The 26,581-nt window shown below is 59.8% G+C and carries 25 protein-coding genes; 7 read left to right on the forward strand and 18 right to left on the reverse strand.

All coding sequences use genetic code 11. The annotated features are described in order from the left end of the window. Positions 1-67 precede the first annotated feature (67 nt). The 9 genes from folD to L1069_RS20415 form a co-directional block, all read right to left on the reverse strand. Positions 68-970, reverse strand: coding sequence for a bifunctional methylenetetrahydrofolate dehydrogenase/methenyltetrahydrofolate cyclohydrolase FolD (gene folD, locus L1069_RS20375; protein ID WP_237456863.1), 903 nt, complete (start codon positions 968-970; stop codon positions 68-70). Between the two features lie 36 nt (positions 971-1,006). Further along, positions 1,007-1,312, reverse strand: coding sequence for a chorismate mutase (locus L1069_RS20380; protein WP_237456864.1), 306 nt, complete (start codon positions 1,310-1,312; stop codon positions 1,007-1,009). Between the two features lie 194 nt (positions 1,313-1,506). Next, entirely contained in the window at positions 1,507-3,183 is a 1,677-nt protein-coding gene (locus tag L1069_RS20385; RefSeq protein ID WP_129371743.1) for a formate--tetrahydrofolate ligase, read from the reverse strand. Positions 3,184-3,481: 298 nt separating this feature from the next. Then, entirely contained in the window at positions 3,482-4,813 is a 1,332-nt protein-coding gene (gene glnT, locus L1069_RS20390; protein ID WP_237456865.1) for a type III glutamate--ammonia ligase, read from the reverse strand. Between the two features lie 73 nt (positions 4,814-4,886). Continuing rightward, positions 4,887-6,224, reverse strand: coding sequence for an FMN-binding glutamate synthase family protein (locus L1069_RS20395; RefSeq protein ID WP_129372302.1), 1,338 nt, complete (start codon positions 6,222-6,224; stop codon positions 4,887-4,889). A gap of 11 nt (positions 6,225-6,235) precedes the next feature. Next, positions 6,236-6,919 (reverse strand): protein GlxC, encoded by a 684-nt coding sequence (locus tag L1069_RS20400; RefSeq protein ID WP_129372303.1) that lies wholly within the window; start codon positions 6,917-6,919, stop codon positions 6,236-6,238. Between the two features lies 1 nt (position 6,920). Continuing rightward, positions 6,921-7,817 carry a glutamine amidotransferase family protein gene (locus tag L1069_RS20405; RefSeq protein ID WP_237456866.1) on the reverse strand — a complete coding sequence of 299 codons (897 nt, stop codon included), beginning with the start codon at positions 7,815-7,817 and terminating at the stop codon, positions 6,921-6,923. 133 nt (positions 7,818-7,950) lie between these two features. Next, positions 7,951-8,166, reverse strand: a complete 216-nt coding sequence (locus L1069_RS20410; RefSeq protein ID WP_129372305.1) for a hypothetical protein — start codon at positions 8,164-8,166, stop codon at positions 7,951-7,953. Positions 8,167-8,177: 11 nt separating this feature from the next. Then, positions 8,178-9,551: an ammonium transporter gene (locus L1069_RS20415; protein ID WP_237456867.1), complete on the reverse strand. Its 1,374-nt coding sequence runs from the start codon at positions 9,549-9,551 to the stop codon at positions 8,178-8,180. A 555-nt stretch (positions 9,552-10,106) separates the two neighbouring features. Here L1069_RS20415 and L1069_RS20420 point away from each other — a divergent pair. The 4 genes from L1069_RS20420 (at position 10,107) to L1069_RS20435 (ending at position 13,952) form a co-directional block, all read left to right on the forward strand. Further along, positions 10,107-11,252, forward strand: a complete 1,146-nt coding sequence (locus tag L1069_RS20420; RefSeq protein ID WP_237456868.1) for an aminomethyltransferase family protein — start codon at positions 10,107-10,109, stop codon at positions 11,250-11,252. 72 nt (positions 11,253-11,324) lie between these two features. Then, positions 11,325-11,936, forward strand: coding sequence for a dimethylamine monooxygenase subunit DmmA family protein (locus L1069_RS20425; protein WP_237456869.1), 612 nt, complete (start codon positions 11,325-11,327; stop codon positions 11,934-11,936). Continuing rightward, positions 11,933-12,898: a PDR/VanB family oxidoreductase gene (locus tag L1069_RS20430; RefSeq protein WP_134828724.1), complete on the forward strand. Its 966-nt coding sequence runs from the start codon at positions 11,933-11,935 to the stop codon at positions 12,896-12,898. Before L1069_RS20425 ends, L1069_RS20430 begins: the two co-directional genes overlap by 4 nt. A 10-nt stretch (positions 12,899-12,908) precedes the next feature. After that, complete coding sequence (locus tag L1069_RS20435) at positions 12,909-13,952, forward strand: DUF3445 domain-containing protein (protein ID WP_134828723.1); 1,044 nt, start codon at positions 12,909-12,911, stop codon at positions 13,950-13,952. Positions 13,953-14,267: 315 nt separating this feature from the next. Here the strand turns inward: L1069_RS20435 and L1069_RS20440 are convergent, their stop codons facing one another. From L1069_RS20440 to L1069_RS20470, 7 genes are all read right to left on the reverse strand, one after another. Beyond that, a complete protein-coding gene (locus tag L1069_RS20440) occupies positions 14,268-14,924 on the reverse strand; it encodes an XRE family transcriptional regulator (RefSeq protein ID WP_129372311.1) in 657 nt (218 codons plus the stop codon). A gap of 242 nt (positions 14,925-15,166) precedes the next feature. Continuing rightward, a complete protein-coding gene (locus tag L1069_RS20445; protein WP_237456870.1) occupies positions 15,167-15,775 on the reverse strand; it encodes a tetratricopeptide repeat-containing protein in 609 nt (202 codons plus the stop codon). Next, the gene (locus L1069_RS20450) at positions 15,726-16,433 is read right to left on the reverse strand and encodes an ABC transporter ATP-binding protein (protein WP_129372312.1); all 708 of its coding nucleotides are present in this window, start codon (positions 16,431-16,433) and stop codon (positions 15,726-15,728) included. Before L1069_RS20450 ends, L1069_RS20445 begins: the two co-directional genes overlap by 50 nt. Then, positions 16,423-17,190: an ABC transporter ATP-binding protein gene (locus tag L1069_RS20455; protein ID WP_129372313.1), complete on the reverse strand. Its 768-nt coding sequence runs from the start codon at positions 17,188-17,190 to the stop codon at positions 16,423-16,425. Before L1069_RS20455 ends, L1069_RS20450 begins: the two co-directional genes overlap by 11 nt. Beyond that, a complete protein-coding gene (locus tag L1069_RS20460; RefSeq protein ID WP_237456871.1) occupies positions 17,187-18,167 on the reverse strand; it encodes a branched-chain amino acid ABC transporter permease in 981 nt (326 codons plus the stop codon). The genes L1069_RS20455 and L1069_RS20460 overlap by 4 nt, the downstream gene beginning before the upstream one ends. Continuing rightward, positions 18,160-19,029, reverse strand: coding sequence for a branched-chain amino acid ABC transporter permease (locus tag L1069_RS20465; protein WP_237456872.1), 870 nt, complete (start codon positions 19,027-19,029; stop codon positions 18,160-18,162). The genes L1069_RS20460 and L1069_RS20465 overlap by 8 nt, the downstream gene beginning before the upstream one ends. 75 nt (positions 19,030-19,104) lie before the next feature. After that, positions 19,105-20,394 carry an ABC transporter substrate-binding protein gene (locus L1069_RS20470; protein WP_237456873.1) on the reverse strand — a complete coding sequence of 430 codons (1,290 nt, stop codon included), beginning with the start codon at positions 20,392-20,394 and terminating at the stop codon, positions 19,105-19,107. A 479-nt stretch (positions 20,395-20,873) separates the two neighbouring features. Between L1069_RS20470 and L1069_RS20475 the strand changes: the two genes are divergently transcribed. Beyond that, positions 20,874-21,599: an FCD domain-containing protein gene (locus L1069_RS20475; protein WP_129372317.1), complete on the forward strand. Its 726-nt coding sequence runs from the start codon at positions 20,874-20,876 to the stop codon at positions 21,597-21,599. 22 nt (positions 21,600-21,621) lie between these two features. Here L1069_RS20475 and L1069_RS20480 read toward each other — a convergent pair whose 3' ends face one another. Further along, positions 21,622-22,923 (reverse strand): ABC transporter substrate-binding protein, encoded by a 1,302-nt coding sequence (locus tag L1069_RS20480; RefSeq protein ID WP_237456874.1) that lies wholly within the window; start codon positions 22,921-22,923, stop codon positions 21,622-21,624. A 163-nt stretch (positions 22,924-23,086) separates the two neighbouring features. Here L1069_RS20480 and L1069_RS20485 point away from each other — a divergent pair, with 163 nt between their 5' ends. Both L1069_RS20485 and L1069_RS20490 read left to right on the forward strand, forming a co-directional pair. Beyond that, a complete protein-coding gene (locus L1069_RS20485; RefSeq protein WP_129372319.1) occupies positions 23,087-24,433 on the forward strand; it encodes an NAD(P)/FAD-dependent oxidoreductase in 1,347 nt (448 codons plus the stop codon). A 105-nt stretch (positions 24,434-24,538) separates the two neighbouring features. After that, on the forward strand, positions 24,539-25,543 hold the full coding sequence (locus tag L1069_RS20490) for a GlxA family transcriptional regulator (RefSeq protein WP_027256656.1): 1,005 nt from the start codon (positions 24,539-24,541) through the stop codon (positions 25,541-25,543). A gap of 71 nt (positions 25,544-25,614) precedes the next feature. Here L1069_RS20490 and L1069_RS20495 read toward each other — a convergent pair. Then, positions 25,615-26,581: PA14 domain-containing protein (locus L1069_RS20495; protein WP_237456875.1), on the reverse strand; the 967-nt coding region annotated here is incomplete at its 5' end.

Below are 26,581 nucleotides of genomic sequence, written 5' to 3' on the forward strand. Positions count from 1 at the left end.
AAAAATACTCCCGCCGGAGGCGTCCGGCGGGAGCTGTTTGGTACAGGTTTCAGCGTTCTGCGCTGCCTCAGGCGGTCAAGCCTTCGGGCTCTTTCAGACCGTTGGCGCGGCAGCAGGCGGTGACGGTGTTCGCAAGCAGGCAGGCGATGGTCATCGGGCCGACACCGCCCGGCACCGGGGTGATGGCGCCGGCGCGCTCAGCGGCACTGGCAAAATCGACGTCGCCGACCAGCTTCATCTTGCCTTCGCCTTTTTCGGGCGCATCAATCCGGTTGATGCCGACATCGATGACGGTGGCGCCTTCCTTGATCCAGTCGCCCGGCACCATTTCCGGGCGGCCCACGGCGGCCACCACGATGTCGGCGCGGCGCACCACTTCGGCCAGGTCCTTGGTGCGCGAATGCGCGATGGTCACGGTGCAGCTGTCGCCCAGCAAGAGCTGCGCCATCGGCTTGCCGACGATGTTGGAACGGCCGATCACAACCGCATCCATGCCCGACAGCGACCCATGATGGTCGCGCAGCATCATCAGGCAGCCCAAGGGCGTGCAGGGCACCATCGATTTCTGACCGGTGCCCAACAGGCCGACGTTGGAGACGTGGAACCCGTCCACGTCCTTTTCCGGCGCGATCGAATTGATCACCAGATCCTCGTTCATATGCCCCGGCAGCGGCAGCTGCACCAGAATGCCGTGGATCGAGGGGTCGTTGTTCAGCTGATCAACCACCGCCAGCAGATCCGCCTCGGACGTGTCCGCATCCAGCTTGTGCTCAACCGAGTTCATGCCGACCTCAACGGTCTGCTTGCCCTTGGAGCGCACATAGACCTGGCTTGCCGGGTCTTCGCCGACCAGAACCACGGCCAGGCCGGGGGTGATGCCGTGCTCTTCTTTCAGCCGCGCCACATGCCCGGCCACATGGCCGCGCACCTTGGCCGCAAAGGCCTTGCCGTCAATCAGAGTTGCTGCCATTGCTCTCTTCCTTTTTGTGCAGGCATTCGGCCCGCCTTACTCTTCCCGGATCACCCGCGCCTCGCGGGCAATCGACCAGTCCACCAGCTGCCGCCACAGGCCTTCGATCAGATCGGGGTCCAGCCCCTCCCCTTCCGCGGCGGCGCGGGCATTCATGACCACTTCCTCAACCCGTTCCGGAATCCGCGCCGGCCAGCCGTTGGCTTGCTTCAGCTGGATCGCCCGGTCGATATAGCCCGCCCGGGCGGCCAGAAGCTGCACCAGCTCAATATCCAGCCGGTCAATCTGGGCCCGCACCTCTGCCATCGACTGGCAGTCCTGCGGCGGTGTCTCTGTGCTCATGCGTCAGAACCTCGGCTTTCATTGCTTTGGGCCATGTGAGGTTCTGACCATTTTTGGTGGTCGCGCAATTGATTCCGAAAACCGGTTCCCGTCTTCGTCCCCTCGGACCAGTGGCGGTGCCTCAGACTTCGGATTGCGCTTGAAACTCCAGCGGCCCGGGATGTCCCGGGCCGCTGAATGTCGCATATCCTGTCTTAGAACAAGCCTTCGATCTGGCCGTCGTCATTCAGGCGGATGGTTTCCGAGGCCGGTTTGCGCGGCAGGCCCGGCATCGTCATGATCTCGCCGCAGACCGCGACGATGAAGCCGGCACCGGCTGACAGGCGGACCTCACGCACCGGAACCGAATGGCCGGTGGGCGCGCCGCGCAAGCTCGGGTCGGTCGAGAAGGAATACTGGGTTTTCGCCATGCAGACCGGCAGATTGCCGTAGCCTGCGTCTTCCCATTCCTTCAGCTGATTGCGGATCTTGTTGTCGGCCAGCACCTCGTCGGCGCGGTAGATGCGCTTGGCGATGGTGTCGATCTTGTCGAACAGCGACATCTCGTCCGGGTAGATCGGCGCAAAGTTGGCCTGGCCCGCATCGACGATTTCCACAACCTTCTCGGCCAGCGGCGCCGACCCTTCCGAGCCCAGCTCCCAGTGGCGCGACAGCACCGCCTCGACGCCATGGGTGGCGGCGTAGGCTTTGACAGCGTCCACTTCGGCATCGGTGTCGGTGACGAAGTGGTTGATCGCAACCACAACCGGCACACCAAAGGATTTGATGTTCTCGATGTGGCGGCCCAGGTTGGCGCAGCCGTTGTTCACAGCCTCGACGTTCTCGGCGCCCAGGTCAGCCTTGGCGACGCCGCCGTTCATCTTCATCGCGCGCACGGTGGCAACCAGCACCACTGCCGACGGTGCGATGCCTGCCTTGCGGCATTTGATGTTCATGAACTTCTCGGCGCCGAGGTCAGCGCCAAAGCCTGCCTCAGTCACCACATAGTCAGCGACTTTCAGCGCGGTCTTGGTGGCAATCACCGAGTTGCAGCCATGCGCGATATTGGCAAACGGGCCGCCGTGCACAAACGCCGGGTTGTTTTCCAGGGTCTGCACCAGGTTCGGCTGCATCGCGTCCTTCAGCAGAACGGTCATCGCGCCTTCGGCCTTGATGTCGCGGCAGTAGACCGGGGTCTTGTCGCGGCGGTAGGCCACGATGATGTCGCCAAGGCGCTTTTCCAGGTCCTTCAGATCGTTCGCGAGGCACAGGATCGCCATCACTTCGGAGGCCACGGTGATGTCAAAACCGGCTTCGCGCGGGAAACCGTTGGAGACACCGCCCAGCGACGCGGTGATGGTGCGCAGGGCCCGGTCGTTCATGTCCACAACCCGGCGCCATGCAACGCGGCGGGTGTCGATCTCGCACTCATTGCCCCAGTAGATGTGGTTGTCGATCATCGCCGACAGCAGCGAGTGGGCCGAGGTGATGGCGTGGAAGTCGCCGGTGAAGTGGAGGTTCATTTCCTCCATCGGCACCACTTGCGCGTAACCGCCGCCTGCAGCGCCGCCCTTCATGCCGAAGTTCGGGCCCAGCGAGGCCTCGCGGATACAGATCATCGCGTTCTTGCCGATCCGGTTCAGACCGTCGCCCAGACCCACGGTGGTGGTGGTCTTGCCTTCGCCCGCGGGCGTCGGGTTGATCGCGGTCACCAGGATCAGCTTGCCGTCTTCCTTGGACTGAACCGAGTTGATGAACGACTGGGACACCTTTGCCTTGTCGTGGCCGTAGGGCAGCAGGTCATCGCTGGAAATCCCGATCTTCGCACCAATCTCCTGGATCGGCTTCTTCTGCGCTTCACGCGCAATCTCGATGTCACTCTTGTAGCTCATGGCTCTCTCCCTTTTGCCGAATCTTCTGGCTGAAACCCCGTGGCGCGTGCCCTGTCGAGGCGCTTTATATTCCTATTAATTAAATTATTTTCCTGCACGTCAACACATTCCTGACCACATTCGCCTGAAAAACAGGGCCTTTTCAGTGCTTCGGACGCCGATCGGAAACAGGCGGAATTTCACCCGGGGTAAAGACGGCGCATATGCGGCATGAGCTGCCGCAAACAAAAAGGGCCCGGGCAATGCCCGGGCCGTGCAGGGTCCGGCCCGAAGGCCAGACAGGGGAATCACTGCCGGGTCAGATATCCAGCGTGTTGTCCTTTTCCCAGCGGGAGAAGTGGTTGACGAAAGAGTTCCATTCCTGCTGCTTCATCTTCAGGTAAGCAGCGGAAAACTCCTCGCCCATCATCGCCTTCAGGCCATCGTCCTTGTCGTAGAACCGCAGCGCGTCCAGCATGTTGAGCGGCAGCTTCGGCGCGTCGGTGATGGTGTGGCCTTCGGCATACATGTCGATGTCATGGCGCGGGCCGGGATCCGCCTTGGCGCGGACACCGGAAAGGCCGGCGGCAATGATCACCGCCTGCAGCAGATAGGGGTTCACCGCGCCGTCAGGCAGGCGCAGCTCAAACCGGCCGGGACCGGGGACACGCACCATGTGGGTCCGGTTGTTGCCGGTCCAGGTGACGGTGTTCGGCGCCCAGGTTGCCCCCGACATGGTACGCGGCGCGTTGATGCGCTTGTAGGAGTTCACTGTCGGATTGGTGATCGCTGCCAAGGCCGAGGCGTGCTTCATAATGCCGCCCAGGAACCAGCCGCCCTGTTCGGACAGACCCAGTTCCGCAATATCGCCAGCACCCTTTTCGGCGGCAAATACATTGGTGCGCGAATCCCCGCCAGGCGCGTCCCAGACCGAGATATGAGCATGGCAGCCATTGCCGGTAAGACCCTCTACCGGTTTGGGCATGAAAGTCGCACGGAAGCCGTGCTTTTCCGCCACGGATTTTGCCATGAACTTGAAGAAGCTGTGCTTGTCAGCGGTCGCCAGGGCGTCGTCGAAGTCCCAGTTCATTTCCCACTGGCCGTTGGCGTCCTCGTGGTCGTTCTGATACGCGCCCCAGCCCAGTTCCAGCATGTAATCGCTGATTTCGCGGATCACATCCAAACGGCGCATCATTGCCTGCTGGTCATAGCAGGGCTTTTCGGCATTATCGAAGGGATCCGAGATTTCCTCGCCATCGGGGGTCAGAAGGAAGAACTCGGCCTCAATGCCGGTTTTCACATGCAGGCCCTCGTCCGCGGCTTCCTTGATCAGGCGGCGCAGCACGTTGCGCGGCGCCTGGGCGACGTCTTCGCCTTCCATCACGCAATTGCCTGGAACCCAGGCGATTTCCTTGTTCCAAGGCAGCTGGATGACCGCGTCGGGATCCGGCACTGCCAGCATGTCGGGATGCGCCGGTGTGAGGTCAAGCCAAGTGGCAAAACCAGCAAATCCCGCGCCGTCTTCCTGCATATCCGCGATCGCCCGCGCCGGCACCAGTTTGGCGCGCTGGCCACCGAACAAGTCGGTGAAGGAGATCATGAAATACTTAACGCCTTTTTCTTTTGCGAAAGCAGCCAGATCTGTTGTCATGGTCCCACTCCCTTTCCCTGTTGAACGTATTTTAAAAAAGGCGCGGCCATTGCCCGGCCGCGCCTGCCAATCATCAGAACCCTGCTTTGCCAGGGTACCAGTCGGTACCGGCCAGCGGCACACGCGCCATGGCGGCAGCCTCCATTGTCAGGGCGCACAGATCCTCGGGCTCGAGATTGTGCAAATGGTTGTGGCCGCAAGCGCGCGCAATTGTCTGCGCTTCCAGCGTCATTACCTTAAGATAGTTGCGCAGACGGCGGCCGGCTTCAACGGGATCGACGCGCTTCATCAGTTCGGGATCCTGAGTGGTGATACCAGCCGGGTCCATACCTTCGTGCCAGTCGTCATAGGCGCCGGTGGTGGTGCCCAGCTTCTGGTACTCGCTTTCCCATTTCGGATCATTGTCGCCCAGCGCGATCAGCGCTGCAGTGCCGACGGCCACCGCATCTGCGCCCAGCGCCATCGCCTTGGCCACATCTGCGCCGGTGCGGATGCCGCCGGAGACAACCAGCTGCACTTCGCGGTGAACGCCCAGATCCTGCAGCGCCTGCACGGCAGGGCGGATACAGGCCAGCGTCGGCAGGCCGACATGTTCGATAAAGACGTCCTGAGTGGCGGCGGTGCCGCCTTGCATGCCGTCCAAAACCACCACGTCTGCGCCGGCCTTAACCGCCAGCGCGGTGTCGTAATAGGGCCGGGTGCCGCCAACCTTGATATAGATCGGCACCTGCCAGTCGGTGATTTCACGCAGTTCCAGGATCTTGATTTCCAGATCGTCCGGGCCGGTCCAATCCGGGTGGCGGCAGGCAGAACGCTGGTCGATACCTTTCGGCAAGGTACGCATATGCGCGACCCGGTCCGAGATTTTCTGACCCAGCAGCATACCGCCGCCGCCGGGTTTGGCGCCCTGTCCGACCACAATCTCAATCGCATCAGCCTTGCGCAGATCATCCGGGTTCATGCCGTAGCGGGACGGCAGATACTGATAAACCAGCTTGCTGGAATGACCACGCTCTTCCGGGGTCATGCCGCCGTCGCCAGTGGTGGTCGAGGTGCCTGCAGCGGATGCACCGCGGCCCAGGGCCTCCTTGGCGGGGCCGGACAGCGCGCCAAAGCTCATGCCCGCGATGGTGATCGGGATATCCAGCTCAATCGGCTTTTTGGCAAAACGGGTGCCGAGCGTCACCTTGGTTTCGCATTTCTCGCGGTAGCCCTCCAGCGGATAGCGCGATACCGAGGCGCCGAGGAACAGCAGGTCATCGAAATGCGGCACCTTGCGCTTGGCGCCGCCACCGCGGATGTCATAGATCCCGGTCGCCGCAGCGCGGCGGATTTCTGCGTTGATCGGGTTGGTGAAGGTCGCCGACTGGATCGGCTCGGTGCGGGGGATTTTAGTATCCTGATCTGACATAGCCTTAATCCTTAGTACGCTTGCGCGTTGTCGACATCGAAGTTGTAAAGCTGACGGGCCGACCCGTAGCGCTTGAACTCCTCCGGCTTGGCATCAGCGCCGGCGCGCGCCAGCAGATCCTTGAGGATCGCGATATGCTCGGGGCGCATTTCCTTCTCGATGCAATCCGCGCCCAGGCTCTTGACCGAGCCGCGCACGAAGAACCGCGCTTCATAGCAGCTGTCGCCCAGCGCGTCGCCGGCATCGCCCAGCACCACCAGGTTTCCCGCCTGCGCCATGAAGGCACACATGTGGCCGATGTTGCCATGCACAACGATGTCGATGCCCTTCATCGATATCCCGCAGCGCGAGGAGGCGTTGCCCTTGATCACCAGCAACCCGCCATGGCCGGTGGCACCAGCATACTGGCTGGCGTCGCCTTCGACGATCACGGTGCCGGACATCATGTTTTCAGCGACACCGGGACCAACCGAGCCTTCTACCCTGACAGTCGCCTGCTGGTTCATGCCGGCGCAATAGTAGCCGGTGGACCCTTTGACGGTGACTTCAATCGGCGAATTCAGACCCACGGCAATTGCATGGCTGCCCTTGGCGTTCACAATTTCCCAGGCGGTTTTGTTGGTGCCGCCATTCTGTTCCTGCAAGGTCGAGTTCAGACCGCGCAGGCCATTTGCTTCAAGATCATATGTCTGCATCTTAATGGTTCCAGAAGTAAACGGTTGCGGGTTCGGGCTCCCAGACGCGGGCGTCTTCGATGCCCGGCAGGTTCACCAGTGCGCGGTATTCGCTGCCGAAGGCCACATACTGGTCGGTCTCTGCCATCACGGCCGGCTTGCAGGCGATCGGGTCCCGGACCACGCCAAAACCGTCCTTGGTGCCCACAACAAAATTAAAGAAACCGTCCAGATCCTCCAGAGTACCTTCCAGCGCTTCCCCCAGAGTGGCACCGTTCTGCATCTTCCAGGTCAGATAGGCCGCGCCCACTTCGGTGTCGTTCTGGCTTTCGATCCGCACACCGTCCCGGCGCAGCTTGCGGCGCAGCGAGTTGTGGTTGGACAGCGAGCCGTTGTGCACCAGGCACTGATCCGAGCCGGTGGAGAACGGGTGTGCGCCCTCGGTGGTCACAGCAGATTCCGTGGCCATACGGGTGTGGCCGATGCCATGGGTGCCACCCATGCCGCGCACGTCGAAACGCTCGGCGACTTTTTCGGGCAGACCCACTTCCTTGTAAATCTCGATAGTGTCGCCTGCGCTCATGACACGCATTCCGGGACGCAGCTCGGCCAGCGCGCTGCGGGCTTCCTCTGCCTTGCCCGCGGGCACATCCAGCACCGCGTGGGTATCGATCACCCGGATCGACACATCGGTGCTCAGCGCTTCGGCAAGCGCACCTTCCAGCCCGTTAAAGGCCTCCTCCGGCACATCAGACTGAACGGTAAGCTTGGTGTGCCCGTCCGTCTCTGATCCATAGATTGCGATGCCCGCACTGTCCGGACCGCGGTCCGTCATGGTGATGAGCATATCTGTGAGCATATCGCCCAATTTCGGCTCAAGTGATTTGTCTTTTAGAAAAAGACCGACAATCCCGCACATGGGTAAGCCTCCTGCTTTTCATCTCGAATCAACGCTAGCAGTTTGCGATCTGCCATTCAACTCTTGTGAAACTTTTTTTCCTAAGAAGGTAAGATGGGGCGCGCCAAACTGGCGCGCCCCTGAAGGGGCAGAGTTAGTATTTCTCAAGCAAGGAGTTTATTTTGTCCTTATCTCCCATTTGCTTGGCTTTCTCCAAATGGGCGCCTTCACGCACAAACTGTATCCGGTGCCAGGCAATCCAGAAGACGACCCCCAAGACCACCATCAATCCTTCTGATCCCTGGAAGGGGTAGACCGCCCCTACCTCAGCCAGGTCCACTGCCCAGCTGTCGTAACCGATCGTAGACATTTCAATTCTCCTTATTCAGCTGGAACACTGCCACCGTTCAGCGCTTCTTTGTCAGCGGCGATGATTTCGGCTTTGGCATCTTCGTAGGCATGATGTTCGGCGTAATCGAGACCTTGCAGTTCGACCTCAACCGGGATGCGCAGCACACCTGCGGCGGCCTGCATCTTGGCGATCAGGAAACCCGGCAGCCAGCCCAGAACACCAAACATGATCACCGCGCCAATGGTCTGACCAACCGGGTTCACGGTTGCATACCCCTCATACGGCGAGCTCGGCGCACCCCACAGCAAGAATCCTGCAAGGATCAGTCCGACAATGCCGGAATACCCGTGTACGGCAACCGCCCCAACAGCGTCATCCAGCTTAAATCTGCGTTCGACCCAATAGTGCAGCTTGTAGACGATCACGACACCAACAGCGCCAACCAGCATCGCCTGGATCGGGTGATACAAATCATTACCCGCAGAGGCGGTAATGATCCCGGCCAGACCGCCGGAGAAAGTCCAGAACGCATCGCCCTTGGACACCACATAGGCCGCCATCAGACCGCCTGACAGCGACATCAGGAAGTTGAAGGTGATCGCAGACAACGAAGTCGGTGCCAGATAGATATTGGTTGCGGTCCAAGTGTCGCCAGTCAGCAAGCCACCAATGCCTTCAGGTGAGATTACCGGAATGTTGCAGGCCGCATAAAAGCCCCAGAACCCGGAATAGATCAGGAAGATACCAATGGTCAGCATCCAGGGATTATGCGGCGGGATATCGCGCGGCGTGCCGTCAGCGGCAAACTTGCCCAGGCGAGGGCCAAGAACCATGATCACACCCAGCGCGTAACCGCCGGCAATCGCGTGGATCACACCCGATGCATAGGCATCGTGATAGCCGAGGTATTTCACCATCCAGCCTTCGGCATGCCAGCCCCAGGCCGCATCAATGATCCAGAACACCGAGCCGATCATCACCGCGTGCACCCACAACGCGGATGACCGGATCCGTTCGATCACAGCGCCCGATACAATCGACGCAGCAGTCCAGGAAAACAGCAGGAACGCTGCCCAGAACACACCGGTGATCCGGTCGGACAGGTTGGTGGCCATATTCTGCGACCACGGCAAGTTTGCCGCGCCGGCTTCGTGGTTCAGGCCTCCGAAGAACGGGAAGTTCGGGAATGCCCAGTAAATCCACCAGCCGAAGAAGAAGAATGTCACCGTGACCAGGGGAATGATCATGATGTTCTTCATCAGCGTGTGCATATGGTTGCGGTGGCGGCTGGCGCCGACCTCATACATGCAGAACCCCACGTGTATGAGGAACATGAAGACAACGGTCACCCAGTAGTAGAACTCGGTGAACACCGTTGTTAACGCGTTCAGATTTCCATCCAATGTTTTGCCCTCCTGTTGGCAGTTCACCCGGGCATTTTTTGCCTCTCGGGAATATTATTTTCATTTATTATTGTGTCTCAGGAGGTCAGGCTGTCAATAATCATGTGAAAGTTTGTTCACCCTCAGAAAAGCTCAAACTGCCATGCAAACGCCTTTGCTGCGCTCCTGTCAGCCGCTTAAAGCCTACCCTCTCAAGGGTTTAAGGCGTTCTGCCTTCATCCCCCTTACGGCAGTCTCCCAGGCCCTGGGCATATGGCAAATGCGTGGCGCAATCGTGGATTTGCGACAAAATCAAGCAAATCTCCGGCACCGGAAGGGGGTGATTCTCCCCTGAAACAGGACACTCTGCAGCCGTCTCCGCCACAAGCAGCCTGCCAAAAAGACCATTTCGGGCCAATCCTTGCCGCAAACCCGTTCGGAATCGGCCTTTTAAGCAAAATCTTTTTCCTGCTAGGAATAATCGTTGACACAGCGCCCCCTCTTTTGGCTAACTGGACCGGACCAATGGAACCAAATCGAGAAATTTGGTCCACCACTATCAGGGAGACATAGACGATGGCCATTATCTGGCGGACCTCAGCACTGGCTCAGCGGCACAAGGAAATCGGCGGTGAGCTGGAAGATTGGAACGGCATGGGAACCGCCTGGTTCTATGACCACACACCTGAACGCGCCAAAGCCGACTATGAGGCGGTCCGCACCAAGGCCGGCCTTATGGACGTATCAGGCTTGAAAAAAGTCCACGTCGTGGGTGAACACGCAGCCCAGGTCATCGACCGGGTCACCACCCGCAACGTCGAAAAGATCATGCCCGGCCGCTCAACCTATGCATCGATCCTGAACGATCAGGGCAAATTCGTCGACGATTGCATCATCTACCGCCTGTCGGTGAACAGCTGGATGGTTGTGCATGGCACCGGAACCGGCATGGAGCAGCTGAACGCGGTTGCCGCAGGCAAGAACTGTTCGGTGATCTTCGACGACAATCTGCACGATATGTCGCTGCAGGGGCCGGTCGCTGTTGATTTTCTGGCCGAATATGTGCCGGGCATCCGCGATCTGGCCTACTTCGGCATCATCCAGACCAAGCTGTTCGGCTGCCCGGTGATGATCTCCCGTACCGGCTATACCGGTGAACGCGGGTATGAGATTTTCTGCCAGTCCAAAGACGCGGTTCACCTGTGGGACAGCATCCTGAAAGAGGGCAAAGGCCTGGGTATCGTCCCGGTCCAGTTCTCGACGCTCGACCTCCTGCGCACCGAAAGCTACCTGCTGTTTTACCCGGGCGACAACTCTGAGACCTATCCGTTCAACGATGAAACCTGCGGCGACACCCTGTGGGAGCTGGGACTGGAGTTCACCGTATCCCCCGGCAAGACCGGCTTCATCGGCGCCGAGAACCACTATGCCGCTGAAGGCAAGGAGCGGTTCAAGATCTACGGCGTCGTGCTGGCAGGCACCACCCCGGCGGATGAGGGCGCGGATTTACTGCAGAACGGCGAGAAAGTCGGCGTGGTCACCTACGGCATGTACTCCGACGTGAACAAGCACAACGTGGGCATCGCGCGGATGCCGGTGGCCTGCGCCAAGCCGGGCACCGAGCTGACAGTCCGCAATGGCGATGGCACCGAGATTGCAGCCACCGCCGAAGAAATGCCCTTCTATGACAAGGACAAATCGATCCGCACCGCAAAGGGCTGATCCGGATCCTGGGCGTCCCCCCTTTGGGGGCGCCCGCTTTCGTTCACCCGGACTGCAGGAAAAGCGACCCACATGTCTAAAACCGAATTCCCCCCCTCCATCAACAGCCGCCCTGTCTATGGCGAGCTTGAAGCCCGCCCGGGCAGCGGCCACCTGATGATTGCCGACGCGGCAGGTGCCGAGGCAATCCTTGAATTGGCCAAATTCGTCGACCCGGGTTTCTGGGCTAAGGCCCACATTATCTTCATCCCCAAGGATACCGGCACCAAATTCACCAGCCAACTGGAAGCGATTGGCGCTGGTCAGTATTACGCCGGCCCCTCATATGAGGCCGCCCAAAGCCGCATCCGCCGCGCGCTGCAGGACTGCCACATGGGCACTCAAATTTACCTGACCGGCACCGAAAGCCTGATGGGCCAGGCAATGGCCGAGGCCACCGCAGCCGGCATACCGCATACCGCGATCCAGACCGAACACCGCGGCTCCACCGCACGGCGCATGCAGTGCGTCCATTGCAAAGGCATCACCGAGGACGTCACCACCGACCCGTTTGAATGCAGCCACTGCGGCCTCAGCCTGTTCGTGCGCGATCACTATTCGCGCCGCCTGGCTGCCTTTCAGGGCGTGCGGGTGGATGCCGAGGATCCGGGCAACATCCCCGAAAAAGTGGAGCTGTTCAAATGAGTGCTGGCACCGCAAAACTGAATGTCACCGTGGCCGAGGTCAAACCGGTCAATGATCTTGTCACCCGTTTCAAATTCGTCCGCACCGGCGGCGGCGACCTGCCGACCTTCTCGGGCGGGGCGCATACCGTGGTGGAAATGCAGGACGGCGATATCACCCGGCTCAACGCCTATTCCCTGATGTCCAACCCGGCCGACCGCGGCGCCTACACCATCTCGGTGCGGCGCGACGATCAGGGCCGCGGCGGTTCCAAATTCATGCACTCTCAGGTGAAAGAGGGCATGGAAATGGTGATCTCCAACCCGGTGAACCTGTTCTCTCTTGATCTGCGCGCCAAGAAGCATCTGATGCTGGCCGGCGGTATCGGCATCACACCCTTCATGGCCCAGATGCATCAGCTGGCAATGATGGGCGGACAGTTTGAGCTGCACTATTCCGTGCGCAATGCCTCGCTTGGCACCTATGCCGAGGACTTGACGGCAAAGTATCCGGGCAAAGTGCACATCTATCACGACGACCAGGGCGAAGCGATCAACCTTACGACCCTGCTCGCCACCCAGCCGCTGGGCACCCATGTCTATGTCTGCGGCCCCAAGGGCATGATCAATTGGGTGCATGGCACCGCATCGGAAATGGGCTGGCCGCGCGAGGCGGTGCATTCCGAGGAGTTCCTGGCCCCCGCCTCCGGCAAGCCTTTTGAGGTCAAGCTGGCAGTCTCAGGCAAGGTGATACAGGTCGGCGAGCACCAATCGCTGCTGGAAGCGATTGAGGCCGCGGGCGTCGACGCCCCTTACCTCTGCCGCGGCGGCGCCTGCGGACAGTGCGAAACCAATGTCGTCGGCTACGACGGCAAGTTTCTGCACTACGACCACTGGCTCGACGACGAACAAAAGGCGGGCGGCAAACACATCATGCCCTGCGTCTCACGTTTCGAGGGCAAGACCCTGGTTCTGGATCGCTGAGGAAAAGAAAATGACCATTCAATTCAACGACGAAACCTTCTACGGCGACTTCACCTTCAAGAACTCGGATTGGGCCATCAAACGCTTCCCCTTCCCGTTCCACGAAGACAGCTACATGTATTCCGTGAACATGGAGCCGCATAAGTCCTACCGTCCCGGCTCGGTGTTTGAACGCACCTTCGACGTGGATGAGCATTATGTCTCCGAAATGAAGGACCGCGCGCGGGTGCTGGCGGATGATCCGCTGCGCTGCCAGTCGCTCCCGCATATGACCCTGGCGGGCTGGGATCTGGTTGAGCTGATCATGGAGGCCAAGGCGGCTGAATACCCGGATTTGTTCGAACTGCACAAGGACGGCAACCGCTGGCGCTGGATCAACAAGCCGCTGGGGATTGATGACACATTCACGTTCCTGGATGAAAGCACCCTGCCCTACGGGCCGATGGAATACATCACCCGCCAGACCCAGGGCGATTTTGCAGTGCTGGATCAGCGCGACGACAACTTGTGGATGGATGCCGGCATGGTCACCACCCAGGCCGACTGGAGCCTGGATTTCGACATCGGCATGAACTTTTTTGAGTGGCATGCGCCGGTGCCCAAGGCGAATGAAATGGGCATCTTCGTGCGCGCGTTGAAGTTCTTGCTGAACATCCAGCAGGGCCAGCCGGCCCGGCGCCTTAATTGGACGATGACCGTCAATCCGCTGCTCGACACCTCGCCTGAGAATTATCACAAATGGGGCACCATGAAGCAGGGGCTGACGATGGAAAACATCGGCGAAAAGCAGCACCTGCGGGTTGAGCTGCAGACTTTCTTCCGCCTGCCCCGCTCCAACGCGCTGGTGTTCCCGATCCGCTGCTACCTGATCCGGTTTGAGGATCTGGTCACGGTGCCGAAATGGGCACGCCGCCTGCACCGCGTCATCCGCGACCTGCCGGAGGAGCTGGCCACCTACAAAGGCTTCATCGACAACCGCCCGCTGATGGTGGAGTATCTGTCGCAGTTTGATGACGGCAGCCCGACCTCGGACGGTATCTGGGCAGACGACTGATTCTGAAACAACCCGGCGGGCCGTCCCTACCCCCTGTCATTCAGGCCCGCCTCACTGACTGCCGCCGCCTCTGGCCCGGCAGTTTCTTTTTGCCCGGAGATAAGCGGCGTTGCACTCCCGCCCCCGCACCAGACAACAGGCTCCGCCTGCCCCCTGTGCAGCGTTGGGCCGTGCAGCGCGCTTCGCGCGCTGCGGGCAGTTTCGGCAACATCAGCCCCATGACGCAACCGCGCCGCGCACCGCGCGGCGCCACGCCCAACTGTGCAGGGACATCTTCAGGTGTTCCGCAGCAGGCGGGAGCGCTCTGGCTGCGGCTCAGCTCGACTGCGGATACGAAATGATCGACAGATAGCGTGCGGGCAGCTTGATCAGCTGTTCCGGCCCATGCGGCGCGTCGGCATCAAAAAACAGCGTGTCTCCAGGCTTCAACGGAAAAACCTTGTCGCCATGCCGGTAATCCACCTCACCTTCCAGCATGTAAAGCAATTCAACGCCATCATGCTGGAAGGTCGGGAAGACATCCGACTCTTCGGTCAGGGAGATCATGTAAGGCTCCACCAAAACACCCGAAGCATTGGCGCCCAGATGCCCCAGCAACTGATACTGATGGCCTGCCCGCGTTCCGGCACGCTCGGTCTCGACGCCTTCGCCCGACCTAGTATGCACCGCTTCGCGGGTTTCCTCAAAACGGCGGAAGAATGAAGTAATCGGAACGCTCAGCGCGTTGGCCAGCAATTGCAGCGTGGTCAGCGACGGGGATGTATTGCCGTTCTCGATCTTTGACAGCATTCCGATCGACAGCCCGGTCAGCGTGGCCAGATCGGCCACAGTGATCCCCTGCTGGCGCCGGAACGACCGGACCTCGCGGCCAATCGCCACCTCCAGAACTTTTTCCGCGCCGTCGCGGACCCGGTGCGGATCTTGAGAAAGGTTATTTGCCACTGCGTCGCTATCGTCTTTGGGTTTAGCCACTGTGTTATCTTCCTTATGGACGGCCTCTGACAAGCGCGCAGCGGGCGATACGCAAAAACTTTTCCGGACGCAAGAAACCACGCGAAAATTATTTTACTGGCATTACCACTTTTTCCCAAGCCCTCACCGCCACAGGAAAGAAAATTGTTGCTGTTCAACCCAGCTGAACAATAACGCTGACAAGGAAACCCGGACCATCCGGCCCGGGCTTGCAATCGCCGACTTTCCGGGTTTCCCCATCTTCAGTCATCCAGCAGCAGCAAACAGGCGCCAAGAACCTTGCGCGTGCCGTCAAACACCACTGGTTTTTCGCCGCGCCAGCGGCTGGCGTGGCGGTGGCCGACCGGCCAGCCGGAGGTCAGGCTGCGCAGGGTTTCACCGGTCTCTGCTGCGATCCGGCCCACCCGGGTTTTCAGATTGGCATGAAAAGTGTCCCGGTGCAGCGCCTCCATTCTTAAATGAAACAATGATGACCGGCTGCGCGGTGCGATCTGCATGGCGTCCACCTGCCCATCCGCCCCGGCCCAGATCGCCAATGCACGGGCTTGCAGCCGTTCAGCCTTTTCCGATGCACCCGCCCGGAACTGCAGCACCGCCAGATTTGCGGCTGGCGCTGCCCGGCGCAGATCAATTGCCGCAAAGGCAACCCGCGCCACAATATCCGCCAGACGAAACAGCCTCATAGCCTTACGCGGGCGGTCACGTCCAGCCTCAGCCAGCGCCCGTTCCATCAGCCGTTCCCAGATCAGATCGGCGCGGGACCATCCCGCTTCGCGCGCGATCCGCATTTCCGCGTCAGGCTTAAAGCCCCAGATACGCGGCGCGGACGTGTTCATTGCCGTGAAGCTCATCTGCTGGTCCCTCCATTGCTGCATTTCCCGTTTCCAGAACATAGGCATAGTCAGCCAGTTCCAGCGCAAGTTCGGCGTTTTGCTCGACCAAAACCACAGATAATCCGTTGGCGTTGATCTCCTCGACGATCCGGGCGATCTCCTCGACAATTACCGGCGCCAATCCCATAGACGGCTCGTCCATCAGCAAAAGCCGCGGCTTGGACATCAGCGCGCGGCCAATCGCCAGCATCTGCTGCTCACCGCCGGACATGGTCTTGGCCATCTGGGTGCGCCGCTCGCGCAGGCGCGGGAAGCGCTTGAAGACATCCTCCAGATCACCCTCAATCGCCCCTTTGTCATTGCGCAAAAACGCGCCGGTGCGCAGGTTTTCCTCCACCGTCATATCAGGGAAGATCCGCCGTCCTTCGGGCACATGGGCAATGCCGTTTGCGACCACTTTATGCGCAGGCAGATGGTCGATCCGCTTGCCCTCAAAGGTGATCTCGCCCTCGGTGATCGGTATCATCCCCGACATCGCCCGCAGCGTGGTGGTCTTGCCCGCCCCGTTGCCGCCGATGATGGTGACGATCTTACCCTCCGGCACCGCTACCGAGATGTTCCGGATTGCGTTGATCTTGCCGTAGTTGACGGCAATGTTCTTCATCTCAAGCAACATGGCGCGCGCCCCCCAGATAGGCCTCTATCACCGCCGGATGGTTGCGGATTTCCTGCGGTCCGCCCTCGGCCAGAAACTTGCCAAAGCTCATGCAGGTGATGGTGTCGCACAGCCCCATGATCGCCTGCATGTCATGTTCAACGATCAGGATGGTGATCCCGTCCGCCTTCAGCCGTTCCATCAGATCCATCATCTGCCGGGTTTCTTCCGGGTTCATGCCGGTGAACGGCTCGTCCAGCAGGATCACATCCGGATGGCTGGCATAGGCCACCGCCATGCCCAGCGCCCGCTGGTGGCCGTGGCTCAGATCGCCGGCGCGCTCGTGCATCACATGATCCAGGCCGAAGAACTCCAGCGCTTCCCTGGCGCGCGCCTCTGCACCGCTGCGGTCCTCCTTGTCCCAGCCGATGATCGCGGCAAAGATATTGGGGCGGAACGGCATATGGGTGCCAACCAGCGCATTCTCCAGCACCGTCAGCTCAGCAAACAGCGTCGAGTGCTGGAAGGTCCGCACCACCCCGCGCCGCGCAACCTCGTGCATTTGCAGGCCGGAGATATCCTCACCGCGCAGCAGCACCTGGCCCTCGGTCGGTTTGTAGAACCCCGAGATCATGTTGAACGTCGTGGTTTTGCCCGCCCCATTGGGGCCGATCAGACCATGGATCGAACCATGCGCCACCTTGAACGACAGGCTGTCCACCGCTGTCAGGCCGCCAAACCGCATGGTCAGGTCTTTGACCTCAAGAAAATCAGTCATTCTGCCGGCCTCCGTTCCGGCGCGCCGCCAGCGGCACGTCTCTGGGTGAATTTCTGCACGAGGCTTTCCAGCCCATTGGGCAGGAACAGGATCGACAGGATCATGATGGCGCCGTAGATCAGCGGCCGCATCTGCTCGAGGCCCAGCTCACGCAGCACAACCTCGTTGATCACCGTCAGCACAACGCAGCCCAGGATCGGGCCGTAGAATGTCGCGGTGCCGCCAACAATCGCCCAGGTCAGCACATAGACCATCAGATCGATATCAAAGGCGTTGGGGTTAATGGTCCCAATGTAATGCGCCAGCAGAGCGCCCGAGATGCCGGCAAAGCCCGAGGCAATGGCAAAGGCCAGCGTCCGGTAGGCCCGCACATTCACGCCCGAGGCCTGCGCCAGCTTGTCCTGCCAATGCACCGCATGGAAGGTCAGACCAACCGGCGACTTCTCAATCCGCCACAGGATCCACAGGCAGACCGCCACAATGACGCCCGCGAAATAGTAGTAGGACGTCGGTTCAAAGAAATCGAACTGATAGAACCCGACCGAGAAATCCGGCACCGGGTCGATCCCTTTGATCCCCTTGGCGCCGCCAAACGGGTCCCGGAACCGCTTCCACAGCAGGCGGATGATTTCACCGGCTGCAAACGATCCGATCAGGAAATAAAACCCCTTCATCCGGAACAGCGGAAAGGACAGAAGCACTGCAATCAACGCGGCAATACCCCCGCCCAGCAGCATCGAAACCGGCACATAAACACCCAGCTTCTTAGTCAGCAGGGCTGAGGAATAGGCCCCCACCCCCATGATCACCACATGCCCCAGCGACCATTCACCGGTCAGCGTCAGCAGCCGGTAGCTGGCCACCAGCAGAACGTTGATGGTCAGGAACACCAGGATTTCCTGCTGCGAAAAGCTAAGGCCATGCGGCAGGGCGATCAGCGCGGCCAGCGCCGCAATCCATATCAGAAGCTTAGGCACGGTCCGCACTCCCAAACAAGCCGGTGGGCTTCACGATCAGCACAACCAGCATTAAGGACAGGCCAACAATGTCTGCCAGAACGCCATCGTAGAAAGTGGTCACAAACGTATGCACCAGCGCATAGGCGACCGAGGCAACGATGGCGCCTTCCAGCGAACCGACCCCGCCGACGATGATGACGATAAAGGCGGTAACAATCACCGAATGGCCCATATGCGGGTTGACCGAAACCAGCGGTGCGGTCAGCGCCCCGGCAATCCCGGCCAGACCGGCGCCGATGAACATGGCAATCCGCGCGGTCATGGTGATCGAAATCCCTTGCAGCGCCGCCGCTTCAGGGTCCTGGGCTGATGCGCGCAGCGCCCAGCCGAACTTGGTCCGCTTCAGAAAGTACCAAAGCGCCGACAGCAACACGATTGCGGCGATGATCACATAGAGCCGCGCCACCGGCAGCCGCACCTTGTCACTGAACACAATGACTTCTTGCGTCACTGGCGGGATATGCACCATCCGCACGCCGAACCCCATCACCGCCAGCGCCTGCAGGATCATCAGAAACCCGATCGAGGCGACCAGCCCGCCCAAAGGATTGTCCTTCAACGGCCTGAACAGCGTCTTTTCCATCAACAGGCCCAGACAACCCACAAACAACAGGCCTATGGCAACTGCGATAAAGAACGGCACGTGCAGGTCAGCATAAAGCGCCACAATCGCATAAGCGCCCGCCATGAACAGTTCGCCATGGGCAAAGTTGATCACCCCCATGACGCCAAAAATCAGCACAAGCCCCACAGCAACAAGGGAAATATAGCTCGCAGCATACACGGCATTCAGGCCGGTCTGCGCCAGAAGGTCCAGCATTGGATTGTCTCTTTATTCAGTCGGTCTGCGGCGCGGGGATCTGCCCCCCGGCCGCGGGATTGCCTGCCTGAAAGATCAGCTGCGCTGATCCCACATCTGGTCATAGGCCTGCATATGCTTGATCAGCAGATCGCCGTGTTTTGCGTACCAGTCCGGGATCGAACGGAATTCCTTGATCCGGGCCTTGCCGCTCTCAATCGCCACCACAGGCCAGTCGCCAACCAGCGCGTTGTCGATGCCGAACAGCTCGGTGCCCCACCACTCCGCGTCGCCAAAGGCATGCTTGCCCTTGCCCTCTTTCATCGCAGCCGCCACGGCATCCGGACTGGCCGATCCTGCCTTCTCCGCTGCTGCCTTCCACAGGTCCATGATCGAGGCATACTCCCAGCTCACCGCGCCCCATTGGCCCGGGTGGCGGGTGTTGAACTCCTCATAGAACCCATTCGGATCGGTAAAGTTTATGTTGTCGCCATTCAGCGCCGGATCATCGAAATCCGGGAACTGAAAGACAAAACCTTCCATGAACTCTTCCGAGGTCTTGGCGATCATCTGGTCATAGAAATCCGCAGTGCAGGAAATAATCTGCCCCTTGAACCCTTGCTGGAACAGCTGCTCGGCAATGGGATGCACGTAATCACTGTAGCAGGTATCGAGGCAGACAATATCCGGGTCCTTGCTGATCAGACGGGTGACAACCGGCGCAAAATCGGTGGTTGCCGGGTCAAACAGCAGCGGTTCATCCAGCATCTCGATGCCGGCGGCCTCAAACGCCGCCAAATAGGTCGCAACCGAGGGCAGGCCAAGCGCATCATCCTGCGCGCACATCACCGCGGTCTTCAGCTCCGGCTTGTTCTCGGCCAGCCACTCCACCCCGGTCACATTGTAAATCGGGTGCACCTCAGCCGGTGCAATCAGCGTGTTGGAATCGGGTGACAAATCCGATGGCAGCAAGGTCGAAAACAACATGCCGGTCTTATCCGCCACCGGCTGCACACCGGGCCAGGTGTCGCCGCCCAGCATCATGATAAAGCTGACGCCGTCCTCCCGGATCAGCTTGGTCGCCCCGGTGCGCGCTTTGGCCGGGTCGTATTCGTTGTCATAAGACACGAACTCGATGTCATAGCTGCCATCGCCCAGTTTAATGCCGCCCGCGGCATTCACCCGCTCAGCCCAGATCTGGCAGCCGTCCAGTCCCGGCTTGCCCCAGGCCGCCACGGCACCGGTCAGCGGCGCCAGAAGACCGATCTTGATGGTGCTGCCTGCCGCCAGCGACGCAGCCGGCAGCCCGGCACTCATCGCGGTAACCGCCGTCGACTTAAGGAACGTCCTCCGGGTCAGCCCCGATTTCACGATCTTGGAAATCATCTTCGTCTCCCATGTTGGACCCGCCTGTTTTTACGGCGGTGTTTTCAGCAGGATGCGGTCGCCGTCTTCGGTGCCCCTTGATTTCAGTTCAACACGACTGAACCAGTTGGGACAAATTGGCCCCATCCCGGGTCAAGGCTAGCAGCGAGTTGGTTCACCGCAAAGAAATTTTCTTTCACACAGGGGACCAAAAAGGCACCAATACAAGACCAATCGCTCGGATATACGGCAAGACAGCCTCTGAAAACGGCACAAAAACATGACCTTGCGGCACATGTTATGCAAACACTCCCTCAACCAATTTATGAACCAATTTTTTTCAGCTTTCTTGCCGCTGAACCCAAGAATCGTTAACCTTAAGACCAATCCCAGCTGTGTCAGAAGGTTGCATTGAGGCCGCCAAAACGGGTAACTGCACATCTGTCACAGCGATCAGGCGCAGGGGATTCCCCCGCCCATCCGGCCCGGAAAAACAGACCATGAGCTCAGCGGAAGACACCACCTCGCAAATCCTGACCACCCATTCGGTTGGCGCCACAGTGCAAGTCGTGATCGACACGCTATTCGCCCGGATCAAGGCTGGCACCTACCCGGTGGACACCCGGCTGCCGTCAGAACGCACCCTGGCCTCGGAACTGGGCGTTGCCCGCAATACTGTGCGCGAGGCACTGGACGTTCTGGCCAGCCAGGACGTAATCCATCGCCGCCCCGGGTCCGGCAGCTTTGTCAAATTCCGCTCTGATCCCAAGCCCGAAACCACTTATTCGTCACTGGCCAAGGAAGTTTCACCGCTGGACCATTTGGTGGTGCGCGGCATCCTGGAACCGGAACTGGTGCGCCTTGCTGTCATCAACATGACCCCGCGGCAGATCGAGGAGCTGGACCAGATCCTTTCGCGCGTCGAGGCTGTGCGCACCGATCCGGGGGAATTCATCGAGGCCGAGGAAGATCTCTACCGCAAAATTGCCGAGGGTACCGGCAACCCGCTGCTGCACTCCTGCTACGAGCTGACAATCGAGGCCTGCCGCCTGTCCTACCGTACTGCGCTGCGACGCCGCCATCTGACGCCGCAGCGGATGCAGGAATACCAGAAACGCTACAACACGCTGTTCAATGCCATCGCCTCCCGCGATGTGGAATCCGCGGTTGAATTCATCAAGCTGCACCTGATCGACGAACAGAATCTACTGCTGCAGGAGGTCTAGGCCCGGCCAGTCTTCCGCCCGCTCAGCCCTTCACTGCGCGTGAGCTGACCTCGCTGCCAGGGGCACCGCTTTCCAGCCGCTGATGCCACAGTTGCCCCAACGCCGCCATTTCGGATTTCAGCAAAGCGGAATGCTGCGCCAGCCAGCCGGGGATAGATTTGAACCCGGCAATCCGCGCCTTGCCTTCCTGGATGGTCACGACAGGCCAATCGCCAACCAAGGCATTGGAAATACCGAAAATATCCTCGCCCCACCATTCTGCATGGCCAAACGCGTGGGTGACATGCCCCAACTGTTTCATCGCCGCCAGCACCGATGGAGGTTCGACTGAACCGGCCTTCTCCACCGCGCTGTGCCAGATGTCGAGGATCGCCACATACTCCCAGCTTACCGCCGACCAGCTGCCTGGGAAACGGCGGTTGTATTCCTCAAAAAACACATGCGGGCGGTTAAAGAAAAACGCCTTTTCCCGCAGCAACGGATCGTCAAAATCCGGAAACTGGAAAACCACGCCCTCCATAAATCCGGGCGACGTCCGTTCCACCAGCTGATCATAGCCATCCATGGTGCAGCTGATAATCTGCCCCTTGAACCCTTTGGAATAGGCATATTCGGTCATCGCATGCACCATCGGCGCATAAGACGAGCACCAGCACAGGACATCGGCGCCGCTCTCCAGCATCGGGTCCACCACCGGCCCCGGATCGCTGGAACCCGCATCATACTGCACCTCGCGCAGGATCGTTTTGCCTGCCGCCTTGAACGCTGCCCGGTAAACCGCCTGTGACGGCATCCCCAGCAGATCCGCCTGGCTGCATAAGGCTACGGTTTTCAAACCGGGTTTATTTTCCGCCAGCCAGGCCACGCCGGTTACATTCTGGATCGGGTGCGCTTCGCTGGGCGCGATCAGATAAGGCGTATCGGGCGACAAATCGGATGGCAGCAGCGTCGAGGTCAGCACCTTGTTGCGCATCAGAAAATCGCGCACCGGTGCAAAGGTATCGCCGCCCAGCATCAGCATAAGCTTCACCTTATGCTTTTGAACCAGTTCCACCGCGCCCTCCAGCGAACGTTCCGGGTCATATCCGCAATCGTAGGAATGGATGCGGATCGGGTAGCGGCGGCCGCCAATCAGCACCCCGCCGGCCTTGTTCAACCCGTCTTCCCAGATCCGGCAGCCGTTCAGTCCTGGCAGCCCCCAGCTCTCCACCCGGCCCGAAAGCGGGCCAAGAAAGCCGATATTCACTGATTCTGTCATTCCCACCGACAGCCGCGGCAGCGCCGCGCGGGCCGTCAGCTGGTGTACAAAACTGGTCGTCTTCATGGCTTGAATCCTAACAACAATTCTCTGCCCCGCCAGTCCAATCAGTGAAAAATCTTATTCCCTCCGTGAAAATATGTTGACTCTGTGGTGCAATTTTGGACCTAATTGGATCAGACCAAAAGAACCAAACCAAAATATTGGTCCGTACCAATGGGAGAGCCACATGACAAAGAAACGTATCGCCATCATCGGCGCCGGCCCCTCCGGCCTGGCCCAGCTGCGCGCATTCCAGTCCGCCGCCAACAAGGGCGAAGAAATCCCTGAGATCGTCTGCTTTGAAAAGCAGGACAACTGGGGCGGACTGTGGAACTACACCTGGCGCACCGGCCTGGATGATAACGGCGAACCGGTGCATTGCTCGATGTACCGCTACCTGTGGTCCAACGGGCCAAAGGAAGGCCTGGAATTTGCCGACTATTCCTTTGAGGAGCATTTCGGCAAACAAATCGCATCCTACCCGCCGCGCGCCGTGCTGTTCGACTACATCAAAGGCCGGGTGGAAAAAGCAGACGTGCGCAAGTGGATCCGCTTCAACTCACCGATCCGCTGGGTCGAATATAATGAGGACGCGGGCAATTTCACCGTCACCGTGCACGACCACGCCAAGGACAGCACTTACAAGGAAGACTTCGATCACGTTATCTGTGCCTCAGGCCATTTTTCGACCCCGAACGTGCCGTTCTATCCGGGTTTTGACACCTTCAACGGCCGCGTGCTGCACGCCCATGACTTCCGCGATGCGCGGGAATTCAAGGGCAAGGACATCCTGATCCTCGGCGCCTCTTACTCGGCCGAAGACATCGGCTCGCAGTGCTGGAAATACGGCGCCAAGTCGATCACAACCTCCTACCGCTCTGCGCCGATGGGCTTCAAATGGCCGGACAACTGGGACGAGGTTCCGGCGCTGGAGTCGGTCGACGGCAACACCGCAACCTTCGCGGACGGCACCCAAAAGGAAGTTGACGCGATCATCCTTTGCACCGGCTACAAGCATTTCTTCAGCTTCCTGCCGGACGATCTGCGCTTGAAAACCGCCAACCGCCTTGCCTCGGCTGACCTCTATAAGGGTGTGGTTTTTGCCCATAACCCCAAGATGTTCTATCTGGGTATGCAGGATCAGTGGTTCACTTTCAACATGTTCGACGCCCAGGCCTGGTGGGTCCGCGATGCGATCATGGGCAAGATCGAAGTCCCCGCGGACAAGGCAACCCTGCTGGCCGACGTGAAGGAGCGTGAAGCGCGCGAAGAGGCCTCGGATGACGTCAAATACGCGATCAAATACCAGGGCGACTACGTGCTGGAGCTGATCGAAGAAACCGACTACCCGACCTTCGACGTGGGCGGCGCATGCCAGGCGTTCTATGAATGGAAGGGCCACAAGGCCGAAGACATCATGGCCTTCCGCAATAATTCCTACAAATCGGTCATCACCGGCACCATGGCGCCTGTCCACCACACCCCGTGGAAAGACGCCCTGGACGACTCGCTGGAGGCCTACCTGCAGAACTAGGATCTGCCTGCTTTGGCAGATCCGCCTGCGCCGTTTTCCTTCCTGGGCGGCGCAGGCACCTTTCGCCGCTGTGCGAATCCCTCTTCGCAAGCTAATATCCACCTTATGCAGCGCGATAACACCATGACACTTGGCTTCCTGATTTTCCCGGGCTTTCCAATGGCCTGCCTGACCTCGGCTATCGAGCCTTTGCGGGCGGCGAATGAAATTGCCGGCACTGAAACCTTTCACTGGAAACTGGTCTCGGAAACCGGCGCCAGCGTGAACGCCTCTGCCAATGTGGCCTTTCAGCCTGATTGCGCTCTGGATCAGGCCGAGGACATCGACACGCTGTTTCTGCTGTCCAGTCCGCAAGGCAAGTTTGAGGACCCCAAAGGCTCCAACGGCAAGCTCCGCCACCTGGCCCGCCACGGCACCACCATGGGTGCGGTGTCAGGCGGGGTGTTCCCGCTCGCGCGTTCCGGCCTGCTCGACGGGCACAGCTGCTCGGTCCACTGGTGCTACAAGGCCGCCTTCAGCGCCGAATTCCCATCGCTTGCCACCGTCGACGATGTAATTGTTCTGGACCGCCGCCGCTTTACCGCCAGCGGTGCTGCGGCAATGTTCGACCTCTCGCTCAAACTGATTGAGCAGACCATGGGCGACGCGGTGATGACCGAAGTTGCCTGCTGGTTTCAGCACCCGATGGTCCGGGCCGAGGGCGTGCGTCAGAAGATCCCCGCCTTTAAGACCGACAGCACCGCCGACAGCCTGCCGCCGCCAGTGGCCAAGGCGGTGGAGCTTTTTGCCGACAATCTGGAGCATCCGGTGTCGATCCGCGACGCAGCCAGCGAAATCGGCGTCTCCCCGCGGCAGCTGGAACGCAGCTTCAAATCCGCCACCGGGCAAAGCCCCGCAATCTATTACCGCACACTGCGGATGAACGCGGCACGGCAGCTGGTAATGTACTCCCGGGATTCCATTACCTCGATCGCCAATGCAGTTGGCTATGCCACCTCCTCAACCCTATCGCAGCACTACCGCGACAGTTTTGGCGTCACCCCGCAGGAAGAGCGCCGCAAGGTGAACCTGTTCCGGGTCCAGGACAACCGCCCGATTCCGTCAGCCTAGCACGCCCATAATGTCTCTTGGGGCAACACATAGGTTGGCCGGGCTTTCGCTGCCAATTGCATTGGCTTTTCTCAGAACAACACCTGCACACCACCTGGATCCAGTTGTGCCGCAAGCGGCTGAGCGGCCAACTCCAAGGGCTCGTCCACTGCGGGTTCAGCAAGAACCTCTCCGGGGAAAACCGGCTGGGCTGCCAGTTGGACACCCAGCCCCAATGGCAAAGGAAGTCCCCCTAATCCCAGATCAAGATCCAGCACGATCCCATTTTCGGGAACCACATTTACATCAAAACTGCTGGACGACGTCTCGACCTCTCCATCCGGTGCTTGCAGCGTAGTTTCGACATTGATCGTAGCGGGCCCCAAGTCCCCGGATGCCGGCGCAATTGTCAATTGGGACAAATCCCAGCCCGTGACATCCAGCTCCCCTCCGGCAGGGATGCCCGCATTCCCATCCGAACTGATCACCCAATTGTCCGGAACATCGGTCAGTTTGACCGCAAGCAATGCGGACGTTCCGGTGTCGATGTCCACGATGAACCCCGCATCATCATCATCTTCGATGGTACCGGCCGGGCTGGGCGTCACCAGGCTGAAATCTGTCTCTCCAGGCCCGCGCCACTCCAGAGTCATCTCTGCGTCGCCATTCAGGTCGAGGTGATGAATGACGATTTCATGCTCACCTGCGCCCATGTTGCAGGCTCCGATCTGCACGGTTGCAAGTCCCTCAACCGCATTGATAACCACAGGACCCCCATCGATCCACATGACAACGGTATCACCGCTGGTCAGCCGAAACTCATAGTTGCCCGGATCATCAACTTGGATACGACCGGTGACCCGGGTCGCAAACACATCGGTTGATGCTACATCAAAAAACGAAAACGGGGTGCTCGGGAAATCAATGGTCTCTGTATAGAAATCCCCTAGCGGATCACTGCCAAAATCGACACCCAGGATACCTAACACCCCATCCGCAACTGCGATCTGTTCCACATGGAAACTGGTGCTCACTGTCACAGCAGCCGGCGGGACAGCA

This window comes from Leisingera sp. MMG026 (assembly GCF_021654205.1).
GTDB lineage: Bacteria > Pseudomonadota > Alphaproteobacteria > Rhodobacterales > Rhodobacteraceae > Leisingera.

What these genes read in the sequence shown, in the direction of transcription:
- folD (WP_237456863.1), bottom strand. Translation starts at nt 970, where the DNA reads ATGGCAGCAACTCTGATTGACGGCAAGGCCTTTGCGGCCAAGGTGCGC.
- L1069_RS20380 (WP_237456864.1), bottom strand. Translation starts at nt 1,312, where the DNA reads ATGAGCACAGAGACACCGCCGCAGGACTGCCAGTCGATGGCAGAGGTG.
- L1069_RS20385 (WP_129371743.1), bottom strand. Translation starts at nt 3,183, where the DNA reads ATGAGCTACAAGAGTGACATCGAGATTGCGCGTGAAGCGCAGAAGAAG.
- glnT (WP_237456865.1), bottom strand. Translation starts at nt 4,813, where the DNA reads ATGACAACAGATCTGGCTGCTTTCGCAAAAGAAAAAGGCGTTAAGTAT.
- L1069_RS20395 (WP_129372302.1), bottom strand. Translation starts at nt 6,224, where the DNA reads ATGTCAGATCAGGATACTAAAATCCCCCGCACCGAGCCGATCCAGTCG.
- L1069_RS20400 (WP_129372303.1), bottom strand. Translation starts at nt 6,919, where the DNA reads ATGCAGACATATGATCTTGAAGCAAATGGCCTGCGCGGTCTGAACTCG.
- L1069_RS20405 (WP_237456866.1), bottom strand. Translation starts at nt 7,817, where the DNA reads ATGTGCGGGATTGTCGGTCTTTTTCTAAAAGACAAATCACTTGAGCCG.
- L1069_RS20410 (WP_129372305.1), bottom strand. Translation starts at nt 8,166, where the DNA reads ATGTCTACGATCGGTTACGACAGCTGGGCAGTGGACCTGGCTGAGGTA.
- L1069_RS20420 (WP_237456868.1), top strand. Translation starts at nt 10,107, where the DNA reads ATGGCCATTATCTGGCGGACCTCAGCACTGGCTCAGCGGCACAAGGAA.
- L1069_RS20425 (WP_237456869.1), top strand. Translation starts at nt 11,325, where the DNA reads ATGTCTAAAACCGAATTCCCCCCCTCCATCAACAGCCGCCCTGTCTAT.
- L1069_RS20430 (WP_134828724.1), top strand. Translation starts at nt 11,933, where the DNA reads ATGAGTGCTGGCACCGCAAAACTGAATGTCACCGTGGCCGAGGTCAAA.
- L1069_RS20435 (WP_134828723.1), top strand. Translation starts at nt 12,909, where the DNA reads ATGACCATTCAATTCAACGACGAAACCTTCTACGGCGACTTCACCTTC.
- L1069_RS20445 (WP_237456870.1), bottom strand. Translation starts at nt 15,775, where the DNA reads ATGAGCTTCACGGCAATGAACACGTCCGCGCCGCGTATCTGGGGCTTT.
- L1069_RS20450 (WP_129372312.1), bottom strand. Translation starts at nt 16,433, where the DNA reads ATGTTGCTTGAGATGAAGAACATTGCCGTCAACTACGGCAAGATCAAC.
- L1069_RS20455 (WP_129372313.1), bottom strand. Translation starts at nt 17,190, where the DNA reads ATGACTGATTTTCTTGAGGTCAAAGACCTGACCATGCGGTTTGGCGGC.
- L1069_RS20465 (WP_237456872.1), bottom strand. Translation starts at nt 19,029, where the DNA reads ATGCTGGACCTTCTGGCGCAGACCGGCCTGAATGCCGTGTATGCTGCG.
- L1069_RS20470 (WP_237456873.1), bottom strand. Translation starts at nt 20,394, where the DNA reads ATGATTTCCAAGATCGTGAAATCGGGGCTGACCCGGAGGACGTTCCTT.
- L1069_RS20475 (WP_129372317.1), top strand. Translation starts at nt 20,874, where the DNA reads ATGAGCTCAGCGGAAGACACCACCTCGCAAATCCTGACCACCCATTCG.
- L1069_RS20480 (WP_237456874.1), bottom strand. Translation starts at nt 22,923, where the DNA reads ATGAAGACGACCAGTTTTGTACACCAGCTGACGGCCCGCGCGGCGCTG.
- L1069_RS20485 (WP_129372319.1), top strand. Translation starts at nt 23,087, where the DNA reads ATGACAAAGAAACGTATCGCCATCATCGGCGCCGGCCCCTCCGGCCTG.
- L1069_RS20490 (WP_027256656.1), top strand. Translation starts at nt 24,539, where the DNA reads ATGCAGCGCGATAACACCATGACACTTGGCTTCCTGATTTTCCCGGGC.